This window comes from Sphingomonas natans, assembly GCF_030546695.1.
GTDB lineage: Bacteria > Pseudomonadota > Alphaproteobacteria > Sphingomonadales > Sphingomonadaceae > Sphingomonas_I > Sphingomonas_I natans.
The window spans coordinates 142,040-155,488 of record NZ_JAUOTP010000003.1 but is presented as its reverse complement, the minus strand read 5'-3'; the positions used below and the strand labels follow the sequence as shown (position 1 = coordinate 155,488).

Below are 13,449 nucleotides of genomic sequence, written 5' to 3'. Positions count from 1 at the left end.
GTTCTGGGCGCTCGGATCTCGCGGGTATTGGACGATCTTGATGCGATCTGAGGCGATGCCGCCAATTTCCAAAATTGGGCCGCTCTTGCGGCCTCCTGAATAATTCTCAGCTGGCGCAGCATGAAGACAGGACGGTGGCCGCGGAGGCGAATGGGTCGTGCTCGACAAGCGGAGGGATTACCCGCCGAGATTCCACGACCCTCGACCCACAGCGATCAACGCCTCCATATCGATGGCATGGTCCGTCGCGACCTGCGCCGGAGGAGGTGCCCGCCCGGCGTGAGTTTCCACTCGCGCTCCGCTCGAAAGGGTGCGGTGGACCGGGCAGCGATCGGCGATCTCGATCAGCCGTGCTCGTTTAACCTCGTCCAGATCCCCGTCGATCTCGATTTCACGAGTGAACAGATCGGCTGGGAGCTTGTCCGGATCGCGCGAGTGGCCGGCGGAGGTGCGGATCCAAACGTCCCATCCTTTGCGCTCGGCGTAGAGGCGAAGCGTCATCGTCGTGCAGCTGGCGAGTGCCGAGGCCAGGAGCTGGTAGGGTGTCGGCCCCGATCCCAGCCCACCTGATGCAATGGGCTCATCGGCCATTATCTCTATTCCGGCGGTGCGGATGCTGATTTGAAACGCGCCATTGCCCGTATATTCGGCCACCGCCTGATCCATGTATCTGACGAGGTCAGACACTTTCCCGCTCCTTTAACGTGGTTTCGATGGCCATGCCGTTCTTGATCGTAAGGGTAACGGGTGTGCGCTCCGCGACCTCCGCCAGTCGCTGACAGGCGGCCACGTCAGGCCCTTCGATGGCGAGGACCCGACGGATGTGATTGCTCTCAGCTCCTAAGACGATCCGCAGCTCGACATCGAGCGCATTGATCACCCAGCCATGTCGGTCCGCATACATGCGCAGCGTCAGAGCAGTGCATGCGCCGAGCGCCGCAAGCAGAAGATCGTAGGGGGCGGGACCCGTGTCGGTGCCTCCGCGGCTCTCGGGCTCGTCGGCCATCAGGCGGTGGCGCCCCGTCGTTATCTGGACCGCGTAGCCGGCTGATCCGATCGTTGCTTTTGCGTCGGCCATCAGCAGTCTCTCAAGGGACCGGTCATCGAAGAGGATCCGAGTTGCATCAGATCCTCAGATTCGTGCGCGCCAACTCGACGATTTCGTCTCCGCGACCATTCATGATCGCTTTCATCATGTAGAGCCCGAAGCCCTTTGCCTGCTCGATCTTGATGGCGGGGGGCATGGCCAGTTCGTGCGACGCCGTGCGAACCGAAACTAGGGCCGGGCCGTCGTGGGCGAATGCGAGGGCGAGCGCTGGCTCAAGGTGATCGGATTCCTCGACGCGGACGCCAAGGACCCCGCACGCCTCGGCGATCGCGGCAAAATCGGGGTTTTGCAGCTGGACGTTGACGTCGAGATAGCCGCCAGCCTTCTGTTCCATCGCGACGAAGCCGAGGAGACTGTTGTCGAAGAGGACGACCTTCACGGGAAGACCGAGCTGGGCGAGACTGAGGAAGTCGCCCATCGACATGGCGAAGCCACCGTCGCCGGAAAGCGAGATGACCTGTCGGCTGGGATATGCGGCCTGAGCGCCGAGGGCCTGGGGCAGAGCGTTCGCCATTGAGCCGTGATTGCCGGAGAACAGCAGCCGGCGTTTCCCGTTCATGGTCAGATAGCGGGCAGCCCAAACGGTGGGCGTGCCCACATCGGCGGAGATGATGGCGTCCTCGGCCGCCATCTCGCTGACCAGCTTGGCGATGTATTGCGGGTGCACGGGCCGGCCCGGCTTGTCCGGCGTCGCTAGCGAATCCAATCCGTCGCGCGCCTTGGAGTAGTGTCGTAGCGACGTCTGCAGGAAAGACCTGTCCACCCGAGCGTCGAGCCTCTCTAGGAGCGCATTGATGGTCTCGCGCACGTCGCCAACGACGCCCAGCGCGAGTGGCGCCCTTTTCCCGAGTTGGCTCGGGTCACGGTCGACCTGGATGATCCTGGCGTTCTTCGGATAGAAGTTTCGGTAGGGAAAGTCGGTCCCCAGCATCAGCAGCGCGTCGCAGTTCTCCATCACGTGGTAGCCCGACGAGAAGCCGATGAGGCCGGTCATGCCGACGTCGTAGGGATTGTCCCACTCGACGTGCTCCTTGCCCCGCAAGGCATGGACTACCGGCGCAGAAAGCCGATCCGCGAGCGCCACGACTTCATCATGCGCATCGGCGCAGCCGCTACCGCACAACATTGCCACCGCCTTCGCATCGCCGAGGATCTCGACAATATGGTCAAGGTCCTCGGGCTGAGGAATTATCCGCGGCGCACGAAGGGTTGGAAAGGCGGCAACCGCGCCTTCGGGGGCTTCCGACAGCGCGACATCGCCGGATATCACGATCACGGCGACCCCCTGCTTGCCGATCGCGGCTCGCATTGCACGATGCATCACTTCAGGCATCTGCGCGGGATTGGACACAAGCTCCACGAAGTGGCTGCACTCTCGGAATAGCTCTTGCGGATGGGTTTCCTGGAAGTAGCCCAGCCCGATCTCAGATGAGGGGATGTGGGCGGCGATCGCGAGCACCGGCGAGTGATTTCGATGGCAGTCGAAGAGGCCGTTGATGAGATGGAGGTTTCCAGGGCCGCAGGAGCCTGCGCATACCCCGAGCTTGCCCGTCAATGAGGCCTCCGCGCCCGCCGCGAAGGCTGCAACCTCCTCGTGCCGGGTCATCATCCACTTGATCTTGTCGAGCCGGCGAAGGCTTTCGTTCAGGCCGTTCAAGCTATCGCCGGTGACGCCCCAGATCCGCTCGACCCCTGCCTCGGCCAGCGTGGCGGCGATCAGATCCGCGATGGTCTGCTTCGACATGACGACTACTCCGGGAGATTATCAACGACGAGCTATGTCAATGAGTCTGACCATACTCGCTCTGCACATGAGCCAGGACGCACTGCGATCGCTAGGTATACCACACGTCAGTGTCCACTCTTGGCCAGGACGTGCACCGGATCCTGATCAAGCCCAGTTTGCGAGCTTGGAAGTCCGTCCAATACCGGGATTAAGACTGTTTGTGGGGTCAAGCGCGCGGTAGTGTGCCTCGAGCGCTGGCTTGGCTGGATAAAGGTGTCCGACGTTGTGCTCGGCCGGATACTCCGCGCCCCTCTGATCGAGCAGCTTAAGCATCGCATGCTCGAACGCGACGGGATCCTCTCCTGGCTTGAGGAAATAGTCTCGGTGGAAGACGTGGCAGAAGAAATGGCCGCAATAGCTGACGCCGGTGATCCTTTCGGCGATCTCGGCCGGAAGCTGCTCGTTCCAGTCGTCGTCGTCGCGGCGCAGCGCCACGTCGAGAGCCACGATGTCGGAAACGAGGCTGCGATGGAGCGCACGATATCTGATCGAGGCGCCCGCGACCGCGAATCGGTGCAGAAACGCCTTTTCCCCTTCCTCGCGCGTGCATTCAAAGAAGGCGCCATTCGGCGTCGGGAAGACTTCGGCGAGAAGTCGACGCGCCTCTCCGATCCCCCGACCCCCCATTCTTAGCATCAGGTGATGCTCGAAGCGTTTGTCGAAGTCCCGCATCCTTTGCGGAAGATGACGCGGAAGGAACACGACCGCCGCCTGCATAACACGCTCTGAGACGTCCCGCGGGGCCCACGGTATGCGAGCGAAGAAGGCATCCACGCGTGCTTTCAACGCGAACAGGCCGGGAAGATGTTTGGCACCGAGGTGTCGGATCGCGAGGAACGTGTCCTTGCCGTAGCGTTCAGTCAGGCGGAAGGCCGAGCGGTGGATGTATTCGCCCTGGATCGGCAGTGATTTGAAGTCGGTCAGTATGGTTCGTCGGATCGCCGTCAGCTCAGCGGGATCGTTGCTGCCGATATAGAAGTCGACGACGTCGAGCTCTCGGGGAAAAGTGTCGAGACGGACGGCGAAAACGACGACATGGCCGCCGCTGCCCGCCGCCTCGTGCAGATGGCGCGGGTCGTTATTGAAGCGGGCGGGAGTGTCCGCGTCGACCTGCCGGACGTGCTCCTGGTAATGGCGATCCGAGCATACTCGGGATGGATCGTCGTGGACCCGGCTTTCGTCGATCGAACCGGTATCGAGAAGGGCGAGCATCGCCTCGGGATCGTTTCCAAGATCCACGCCGAGATGATTGATGAGCTCGACGGAGCCGGTGGGAGAGATCCGGGCATAGAGCGTCATCTCGGTATAGGCTGGCCCCCGATGGATGAGAGCTCCGCCGGAGTTGTTGCATATCCCGCCCAAAATGGAGGCTCCGATGCAGGAGGAACCGATGCGCGAATGGGGCTCCCGCCCGACGGCTGCGACCTTCTCCTCCAACTCAAACAACCTGGATCCGGGCAGACAGATGACCTGTTCACCGCCGCGGATTAGCTGAATCCCCTCCAGGCGCGTCGTGCTTACGATGACGATGTCGCGGTCGTAGTCGTTCCCGTCCGGAGTCGACCCGCCGGTAAGCCCGGTGTTCGCGGCTTGCATGATCATTATCACACCGCCGTCCGCGCAGGCGTTCACCACGCGCCATAGGTCGACCAGACTTCTTGGCTGCACCACTGCCAGGGCGCGCCCGCCTCCGAACCGGTATCCGGTGCGGAAGCGGCGGGTCTGCCGCTCGCCGGTGATCAAATGCGCATCGCCGACAATCCAGGCGAGGTTCTGCAACAGCTTGTCTGTGCAGGGGAGAGGTGGCGGCGCGGTGCAGGCGTCCATTGGCGGGTCCATCGTTCCTGGCGCGGCATACCCGCCTATCAGGGAACAATGCCGCCTCGAAGCGCACGGAGATTGGCATCGACTGCGCCGATTTGTCGGTTCGTGTCGTTTCGCCGGCTTAAGCAGACCTAAATTGCGTCCGTGCTCGATGGTTGCTCCGGTCACCCGCGTCGTGCCCCGGGGGCTGAGAAATCGAACTCCACTTCTAGCGCGGCGAGCAAGCTGAGCCCATTGTTATGGGCATGAGGCCGCCAACCCCATTCGATGCGCGGGATCGTCGGTAAACCGGCCCGCGATGGAGGACGCGCCCGGGCTGCGACCTCGCACTCGCCGAGTTATCCGCGGGTGGTCGGCTCAGGCTTCACCCCGGGACGAAAAATGTCGAAACGTCCTTGAGGCGTCACGTGAAGGTATGCCGATGGGCCGCCAGCTCGAAGGATGATTCCTGCACCGAAGGTGTCGAAGATCCCGTCCTTGAGCAGCTTCCGTTGGATGTGGATGCCCACCACCTCTCCCAGAACGAGCCATGCGTCTACGGCGTCGCCTCTGTGGCTTCGTAGGCGCACAATATCCGAAACCACGCGCTCGAAGTGGACAGGACTTTCCGCCACCCGGGGTGGCGCTACGATGGTCGATGGCTGAGGAGTCAGTCCTACCAGAGCGAATTCATCGACCTCCGGCGACACCGCCTCGCTGGTGGCGTTCATCCGGTCGGCGTTGGGCCTTGTTGCCAGATTCCAGACGAACTCGCCCGTGGCGCGGACATTGCGCAAGCTATCTTTCGCGCTCGTGCTCGAGAAGCCAATGATGGGGGGGCGATAGTTGAAGGCGTTGAAGAAGCTATAGGGCGCCAGGTTGACGACGCCGTCCTCGCTGACGGTAGATACCCAGCCGATCGGCCTGGGTCCCACGATCGCATTCAGAGGGTCATGCGGAAGCCCATGACCATCAGCGGGACGATAGAAATGATACTGCTCTTCCATAGATCGTCGCCATCCACCGCTCGGCGCCTCAGTGCTGTGCCGGCCTTAATAGAAGCGAGGGATGGGGCCCAGCTGACTTGTCTGGTCGGGCAGGCCAATCTCGATCTCATCAACGTAACACCAACCCCACCCTTCGGGCGGATCATAACCCTCGATGATCGGGTGGCCCGTCTCATGGAAGTGCGCGGTCGCATGCCGATGGGGTGACTGGTCACAGCATCCGACATGTCCACATGTTCTGCAGATGCGGAGGTGTAGCCAACGGCTGCCCATCCTCAGGCATTCCTCGCATCCTCGGGCACTTGGCGTGACTTCATTGATCACGCTTTGGTGGCGACACGCTATCATTTCGATCCTCCGAGCGAGTTCAACGCCATCGCGACTCCTTAGGTCAATGCCGAGCTAGGATTGTGCGTCCCTGCAGCAGCGCGACGGCAAGAAGTGATAGAACGTCACCAAGGACCGACACTCCCGCCCATCCGGCCATTCCCCACGCCGCGGTAGCCGCAGCCGAACCCGCCGCACCTCCAAGGAACATGGATCCCATGAAGATTGTGTTGAGCCGTGCCCGCGCATCAGGCCGGAGCGCGTAGACAACGTGCTGGTTCGATACGAGCGTGCTCTGAACGCCGAAATCGAGAACGATGACGCCGACTATCAGGCCGGCCATGGACTGCCAGAGGCCAAACACGATCCAGGACAAGAGGGTTAAAACGGCACCCAGCACGATCACCCCCTGTGGTCCGCGCTTGTCCGCGATCCGTCCGGCGATAGGCGCTGCGAGAATGCCGACCGCGCCGACAACGCCGAACAGTCCGGCCACGTCGGCTCCAAAGCCGAAACTCGGTTCCTGCAAGTGAAGCGCCAGAATGGTCCAGAAGGCAGTGAACGCGCCAAACATTAGGGCTTGGGTGAAGGAGGCGGTGCGCAGTTCCGCAAACTCGAGCCATAGCTGCCGCAGAGACCCAATCAGCGCCCAGTAGCGCAGATCGCTTTGGGGACGGCTTGAAGGCAGCATCAACAGCATCAATCCGCCAGCACCCAGAGCCATCGGAACGCCGAGCCAGAACATCTCGCGCCATCCGGCATGGGTCGCCACGACGCCTGCGAGCGTGCGGCTGAGGAGGATGCCGCACAGCACGCCGGACATCACCGTGCCGACCGTGGCGCCGCGCTTCTCGGGGGACGAGAGATGGGCCGCGAATGGCACGATCTGCTGAGCGACCGTCGAGGCGATGCCCACCAGGAGCGAAGCAAGTAGGACAAGCCAGATGCTCGGCGCCAGTGCCGCCGCTATTAGGGCGGCCGAGAGCACGACGAACTGCACCGCGATCAACCGCTTACGCTCGATCAGATCTCCAAGAGGAACGAGCAGGAAGAGGCCCGCCGCATAGCCGAACTGGGTCGCGGTGGGGATCAGGCCCGTCGCGCTGCCCGGCAGATCCCGCTCCATGATGCCGAGCATCGGCTGGTTATAATAGATGTTTGCAACTGCGACGCCGGCGGCAATCGCCATCGCGAACTTGAGCCCGCCAGTCATCGGCCGCTGATCCGACACGCCGTCGATCGGGATATCTGCGACCGAGTTCATGCTTTCGCTCCGGCGATGGCTGCTGCCGGGTCGTAATTCGGATAATCAATGTATCCTTGCTCCGTCCCGCCATAGAAGCTCGAGCGATCATAGCGATTCATTGGAAGGCCCTCTGCGAGACGGAGCGGGAGGTCTGGATTTGCGATGAAGAGGCGGCCGAACGCGATGGCGTCGGCCCGCTTGTCACGCAATGCGGCGCGGGCTGTCGCTCCGACATAGCCGCCGGCCGAGATGATCTTGCCGCCGAACGCTTGTTTCAGCAGACGGCCTGCGTCGGGCGCGCCGGCGTCGATTGCATTGACGTCGCTGTTCTGATCGGCGCGCGGTTCCACAACGTGGAGATAGGCCAAGCTGCGCTTTCCGAGTTCGGCGCCGATGAAGGTGTAGAGCGCGGCGGGGTCGCTATCCGCCATGCCGTTGAAGCTGCCCCATGGTGAAAGTCGCACACCGACATTCCCGGGTGCCCAAGCGCTGGAAGCAAAGTCGACGATCTCCAACAGGAGCCGCGCACGATTGGCTATAGATCCACCATAACCGTCTTCGCGAAGGTTGCTCGAGTCTTGAAGGAATTGATCGATGAGATAGCCGTTCGCCGCGTGGATCTCGACACCGTCGAAGCCTGCGGAACGCGCGTTCAGAACCGCTTGGCGAAAGGTTGCTGAGACGCCTGCGATCTCGTCGATCGACAGGGGGTGGGGCAGTGCGAGATCGGCTTCCACTCCGTTCGCGTCGAGATGGCGAAGACCCGCGGGAAGGACCGCGGAGGGGGCAACCGGCGTAGCGCCGCCCGGCTGCATCGTTGGGTGAGAAATGCGACCAGTATGCCAGATTTGAAGGACGATGTGACCACCCTTGGCGTGAACGGCATCGGTGATCGCGCGCCAACCCGAAATCTGTTCTTCGCTATGGATGCCAGGGACGCCCGGATAGCCCCGCGCCTGCTCGCTGATGTCGGTCGCCTCGGTGACAATTAGGCCGCCCTGGCTGGCACGCTGCTGGTAATAGAGCATCTTCATCGGCTGTGGCATGTCGCCTGGCTGGCGCGACCGCATGCGGGTGAGGGGTGCCATCACAACCCGATGGCACAGCGAAATGTTGCCAAGCGTAAGGGGCCGAAAGAGGGGGTCGTCGCTCGCTTCGTCAGACATTGAGGATCTCCTGGCTGTTGTTGACGCCGAGGTAGATTGCGCCGTCATCTGATATTAGACGGAAGTTTTGATCGTCTTGTATATTCGGAACAGATATAATGGACTTGATCGATGTCGCTGTGTTCGTGGAAGCCGTTGGAGCCCGAAGTCTAGCAGGTTCAGCGAGAAGGCTCGGGATCGCGCCGATGGCCGCGTCCCGACGACTGGCCGCGCTGGAGACAGAACTCGGAACGCGTCTGGTCCATCGGACCACCCGCGCATTATCTCTGACGCCGGAGGGCGAAGCATTCCTGCCCCACGCCCAGGCTATGTTGGAAGGCGAGATGGCGGCGCGAAATGCAGTGCGGCCCTCGGATGCCGGCGCCTCTGGAATGCTGCGCATCACTGCGTCAATCCCGTTCGGGCTGAAGGTCGTGGCGCCGTTCGTGGCGGAGTTCCTTGCTACCAATCCGGAGGTGCAGGTCGACCTCCTGATGGCTGACGGCATCATCGACATCGTCGGCAACGGTATCGATCTGGCGATCCGCATCGCCCATCTGCGAGACAGCAGCCTGATTGCGCGCAAGCTGGCAGCCAATCCGCGCGGCCTCTATGCCTCACCCGGTTATCTCGAGAGCCGTGGCGATCCCGAGGTTATCGATGACCTCGAGAACCACGAATGCCTCACTATCACAGGCAGCCAAACCTGGTCGTTTATGGCAACTGATGGCAAGCCGATACGTCGGCGCGTCCGTAGTCGCTTTTCTGCCAGCTCGCCGGAAGCGTTGCGCGAGGTAAGTCTGCGCGGGGCGGGCATCGCCTTGCTGTCTGAATGGAGCGCACGTGCCGATATTTCGGCGGGACGGTTGGTCGAGATCAAGCTGAAGGACGCGGCGGTCGAACCGCTGGATATATGGGCAGTCCATCCGACTGCCCGTCTCGTGCCCGCGAAAACGCGGTTGTTCATCGCCGCATTCGAAATGCATCTGAGACGAGGGCGCCCACCGTCAACCTGCCAGCCCGATCGCCGCCTTTAGCTTGTCGGGCGTCAGCGGCATGTCACGCAACCGAACGCCGGTTGCGTCCGCTATTGCGTTCGCTAGCGCGGCGGACGCCGGCCCTTGCGAAGTCTCACCGGCTCCTAGGAAAGGCGTGCCCGAACGTTGCATTATGTGAACCGCGATTTCGCCGGGAATGTCCGAAAATCGACTGATCGGATAGCTGCCCCAGTCGAAGCTCGTTCGCTTGCTATCATCATAGGTCACGCTTTCGAACATTGCCCAGCTCAATGACTGGATTATCCCGCCTTCCACTTGATTGCGGATGCCGTCTGGCGTGGCAGGCTGGCCGGCATCGACCGCTGCGTGCACCCGGTGGACGGTTATGACGCCGGTTTCCCGTTCAACCTCGATCTCCATCGCTATCGCGCAGTAGGCGCCGATATTCTTGTAGCGGCCGAAAGCCATTCCGCAGCCGCGCCGGCCGTCGCCGCGAGGCCGATTCGCCCAACCGAATTCGTGTGCAGCTCGGATCATCACTTCACGCGCGCGGACGTCCTCCATGTGGGCGAGCCGAAAGGCGAGCGGATCCTCACCGATGCCGCGAGCGAGATCGTCGAGTGTGCTCTCAAGCGTGAAGATATTCAGATGCGCGCCGAGCGAGCGAAGCGCTGATACGCGCATCGGCATTTCGGGTATGAAGTGGTAGCGGACGTTCATGTTACGAAAAACGTAGAGCGGGTTCGCGTTCCTATCGCCGTCGCCTTCGGGCATCGAGATGGGTTTGGGAGTCTGCTTCGCGAAACCGGGTAACAACTCTTGAGCCACCGCATACCCGCCGGCTTCCACGGGCCGCATGTTATGGGAATTGCTCCAAACTTCGTAGTTCCAGTATGAGATCTTCCGGTCGGCGCCCACCGCGGCGTCCACCTTCGTCACCATCGCGCAGCCGCAGGGTTCCCAGCCGAACTCCTGTTCTCGCATCCACTGCAGCCGCACCGGACGACCAGGCAAAGCCATCGCCAGCAATCCGGCCTCGGCGGTGACGTCGTCCGCACCGTTCTGGCCGTAGCATCCGGAGCCGGGTGTATGGATCACGCGCACCTTCTCCGGTGGCAATCGCACCAGTTCGGCGGTCGCCCGATGCATGTCGAAGACGCCCTGGCTATGTGACCAGATGGTGAGCGTGCCATCACGAAAAAGCGCCACGGCACAGGAGGGGCCGATCGAGGCATGCGAATACCACGGCCGACTGTAGCTTCCTTGCGAACGATGGATCGCGCCCGGGGCGGGATCGTGCGTGTCGAGCACTTGGATTTCACGCTTTTCCAGCTTCTGCAGTCGATGCGGCCCGTCCTCGACGGGCAGACCGGGAATCGTGCGGACATAATCCGACGCTTGAGCCACGCGCATCGCTTGGATTGCCTGCCATTCTCGTTCTGCGACCACCGCCGCAAAGTTGCCGTCCTGGACGATCGCGACGACTCCTGGCATCCTTCCTGCCTCCGCGAGCTTTGGCCGGACCAGGCGCGTGCCATAACTCGGGCCCCGGATCACACGGGCGTGGAGCATCCCGGGCGTCCGCATGTCCTGCACGTAGGACTGTCCCCCGGTTAGTTTGTCGGGGATATCGACCCTCGGCAGGTTTCGGCCCAATGTCCGGTAGCTGGCGGGATCTCGCCGCAGCGCATCCGGCCTTGCTTCGACGCGAAGAGAGAGGGTGGCGGCGAGCGAGCCGTAGCCGGCATTGAGTCCGCCGGGGCCAACGACGTTGCCGTGCCCGTCTGTCGCTAGCTTCTCGCGTGGCAGCCGCCATTGGGCAGCAGCCGCCCTTATCAGTAGCATTCGGACGTTTGCGCCGGCGTTTGCCAGCGCCGATCCGCCATCCTGCATCGAATGGCTACCCGCAGTTAATCCTTCGTCCGGAGTGCGGTCTGTGTCGGCAGTGAAGAACGTGATCCGGGCGGGGGGCAGATCGAGTTCCTCCGCGGCGACCTGTAGCAGTGCCGTGCGGATGCCCTGGCCAAGCTCGACCTTGCCGGAAAAGACAGTGACCCTGCCATCTGGGGCGATGTGGATCCATGCGTCTAGTCGGGGTGTTGACTTGAGACTGCCAAGCAGGTCCGGCCGCTTCACTTTGGAGCCGCCGCCGCCTTCCCCTCCACCCGCCAGCTGCCCTAAGGCGCGGGCGGCAAATGTGAACGTGACCAGAAGGCCGCCGCCGGCGAGAATTTGGCGGCGAGACGGATCCGCGCAGCTCATGCCAGGTGGCTTGCGTTTGGCGCTGCGGCGCGACGGATCGCCCGTAGGATGCGCATGTGGGTGCCACATCGGCAGAGGTTAGGCTGCATGTGCCGACGGATGGTCTTCTCATCGGGTTGGGGTATCTCGTCGAGCAGGGCCTGCGCCCGCATGATCATGCCCGCTATGCAATAGCCGCACTGCGCTGCTTGCTCGGTCAAGAATGCCTGCTGCAGCATGTTCATTTCGCCTTTGGGCGCGAGTCCTTCGACCGTTACCACCGACCGCCCGGCGATAGCGGCGATCGGCGTGACGCACGAGAAGGCGGCCTTTCCGTCGATTTGAACGGTGCAGGCGCCGCATTGCCCCAAGCCGCAGCCGTATTTGGGGCCATTGAGACGAAGATCCTCGCGTAAGACATAGAGTAGTGGCGTCTCAGGGCTGGCTTCGACCTGGTGTCCCGAGCCGTTGACGTTGATGGTGATGGTCATGGCTGGGAAATCTCCTTGCGACCCTGCGAAACTTTCTTGGCAAGGCCCGTCCAGGCAGGCCGGCCCGTAAAGCGCGCGCGACTGTAATTCAGGACGTCCGCTATTTGCTGATCGGTGAACGAGGTAGCGAAAGCGGGCATCATTGGACCGCGACGGGCTACCGGTGGGTCGATGCCGGCCAATACGGCTTGGATAGCGCTGGTCGGGATGTCGTCGCGGAGATTGGATACGAGCGCTAGCCCGGGGCGACCTTGCCCAAGCATTGGAGCCCCGGTCGAATGGCAGCCCGCACAGGCGCCCGCGAAAAGCGTTGCCCCCTGCGGAAAGGCTTTGGTCGCACCATCGGGATTGTCGGCAAGTTTCAGCGCAGGTCTGGACACCCCGTTGCCCATCATCGCGGCGATGTAGGTCGCTATCGCCCGGACATCGCGGGGTGGAGCCGAGGATAGGCTGTCAACCACCGGTCCCATCGGCCCTCCGGCGGCGCTATGGTCCGGCGAGATTCCGGTGGTGAGGTAAGTCTGGAGCGCATCGACCGTCCAATGGCGAGCGGCGGGGTTGCTTCCGTCCAAAGCCGGCGCGCGCCAGCCCTCGGCGACGCCGCCGGCGAAGGCACGGCTCGTCTGCTCGCCGCCGGCGATGTTACGCGGCGTATGACATCCCCCACAATGACCCAGCCCTTCGGTGAGATAGGCGCCACGGGTCCATTCTGCCGATTTGCCGATCACTATCGGGACTGGCCCCTTTTGCAGGAAGAGCATCTTCCAGCCGGCCAGGAGCGGACGAAAGCCGAGTGGGAAGTAGAGTGAATTGGGCGGCGCTTCGAGCGCGACCGGACGGCGCGACATCAAAAAGGCGTAGAGGGCGTCCAGATCACCGTCCGTGACATGGGTGAAATGTTCGTATGGAAGCGCCGGGTAGAGGTGCGAACCATTCCGGCTCACACCATCCCGCATCGCGCGGCGAAACGCTTCTCTTGACCAGGTGCCAATTCCCGTTTCGGGGTCCGGCGTGATGTTGTCGGAATAGAGCGTGCCGAATGGAGTAGGGAGCGCGCGGCCGCCCGCCAGCGGCCTACCGCTCTTCGCCGTGTGACAGACGGCGCAGTCGCCGAGTTTCGCGAGGACGGCGCCGCGGGATATAATTTGTGGCGTGAAGCTGTCGGGGGCGGGCGGCGCTATTCTCTCGATTGCGGGTCGCCAAGTCACTGCGAGAGCGGCGAAAGCCGCTACGATGAAGCCGATCAACAGCGGCGGGATAGGTCGTCGTATGGCTGGTGATCTGATCATCGGGCCCT

At 62.6% G+C, this 13,449-nt stretch carries 12 protein-coding genes; 1 reads left to right on the top strand and 11 read right to left on the bottom strand.

What is annotated here, in order from left to right; all coding sequences use genetic code 11:
* Positions 1 to 177: 177 nt before the first annotated feature.
* From Q4F19_RS07560 to Q4F19_RS07525, 8 genes are all read right to left on the bottom strand, one after another.
* Positions 178 to 687, bottom strand: a complete 510-nt coding sequence (locus Q4F19_RS07560; RefSeq protein WP_303541277.1) for an OsmC family protein — start codon at positions 685 to 687, stop codon at positions 178 to 180.
* Positions 680 to 1,078 (bottom strand): OsmC family protein, encoded by a 399-nt coding sequence (locus Q4F19_RS07555; protein ID WP_303541274.1) that lies wholly within the window; start codon positions 1,076 to 1,078, stop codon positions 680 to 682. Before Q4F19_RS07555 ends, Q4F19_RS07560 begins: the two co-directional genes overlap by 8 nt.
* A 46-nt stretch (positions 1,079 to 1,124) precedes the next feature.
* Entirely contained in the window at positions 1,125 to 2,852 is a 1,728-nt protein-coding gene (gene poxB / locus Q4F19_RS07550) for a ubiquinone-dependent pyruvate dehydrogenase (RefSeq protein WP_303541272.1), read from the bottom strand.
* 147 nt (positions 2,853 to 2,999) lie between these two features.
* On the bottom strand, positions 3,000 to 4,721 hold the full coding sequence (dld, locus tag Q4F19_RS07545) for a D-lactate dehydrogenase (protein WP_303541270.1): 1,722 nt from the start codon (positions 4,719 to 4,721) through the stop codon (positions 3,000 to 3,002).
* 335 nt (positions 4,722 to 5,056) lie between these two features.
* The gene (locus Q4F19_RS07540) at positions 5,057 to 5,704 is read right to left on the bottom strand and encodes a flavin reductase family protein (protein ID WP_303541269.1); all 648 of its coding nucleotides are present in this window, start codon (positions 5,702 to 5,704) and stop codon (positions 5,057 to 5,059) included.
* 45 nt (positions 5,705 to 5,749) lie between these two features.
* Positions 5,750 to 6,052 (bottom strand): UBP-type zinc finger domain-containing protein, encoded by a 303-nt coding sequence (locus Q4F19_RS07535; RefSeq protein WP_303541267.1) that lies wholly within the window; start codon positions 6,050 to 6,052, stop codon positions 5,750 to 5,752.
* 43 nt (positions 6,053 to 6,095) lie between these two features.
* Complete coding sequence (locus Q4F19_RS07530; RefSeq protein ID WP_303541266.1) at positions 6,096 to 7,295, bottom strand: MFS transporter; 1,200 nt, start codon at positions 7,293 to 7,295, stop codon at positions 6,096 to 6,098.
* Complete coding sequence (locus Q4F19_RS07525) at positions 7,292 to 8,443, bottom strand: alkene reductase (protein WP_303541265.1); 1,152 nt, start codon at positions 8,441 to 8,443, stop codon at positions 7,292 to 7,294. The genes Q4F19_RS07530 and Q4F19_RS07525 overlap by 4 nt, the downstream gene beginning before the upstream one ends.
* 104 nt (positions 8,444 to 8,547) lie before the next feature.
* On the opposite strand from Q4F19_RS07525, the gene Q4F19_RS07520 reads away from it, so the two are divergent.
* On the top strand, positions 8,548 to 9,459 hold the full coding sequence (locus Q4F19_RS07520; RefSeq protein ID WP_303541263.1) for a LysR family transcriptional regulator: 912 nt from the start codon (positions 8,548 to 8,550) through the stop codon (positions 9,457 to 9,459).
* On the opposite strand, the gene Q4F19_RS07515 is transcribed toward Q4F19_RS07520, so the two are convergent.
* From Q4F19_RS07515 to Q4F19_RS07505, 3 genes are read right to left on the bottom strand one after another with little or no spacing between them, the layout of a single operon-like run.
* Positions 9,430 to 11,682 (bottom strand): xanthine dehydrogenase family protein molybdopterin-binding subunit, encoded by a 2,253-nt coding sequence (locus tag Q4F19_RS07515; protein ID WP_303541262.1) that lies wholly within the window; start codon positions 11,680 to 11,682, stop codon positions 9,430 to 9,432. The genes Q4F19_RS07520 and Q4F19_RS07515 overlap by 30 nt on opposite strands.
* Positions 11,679 to 12,152, bottom strand: a complete 474-nt coding sequence (locus tag Q4F19_RS07510) for a (2Fe-2S)-binding protein (RefSeq protein WP_303541260.1) — start codon at positions 12,150 to 12,152, stop codon at positions 11,679 to 11,681. Before Q4F19_RS07510 ends, Q4F19_RS07515 begins: the two co-directional genes overlap by 4 nt.
* Positions 12,149 to 13,399: a c-type cytochrome gene (locus Q4F19_RS07505; RefSeq protein WP_303541257.1), complete on the bottom strand. Its 1,251-nt coding sequence runs from the start codon at positions 13,397 to 13,399 to the stop codon at positions 12,149 to 12,151. Before Q4F19_RS07505 ends, Q4F19_RS07510 begins: the two co-directional genes overlap by 4 nt.
* Positions 13,400 to 13,449 lie beyond the last annotated feature (50 nt).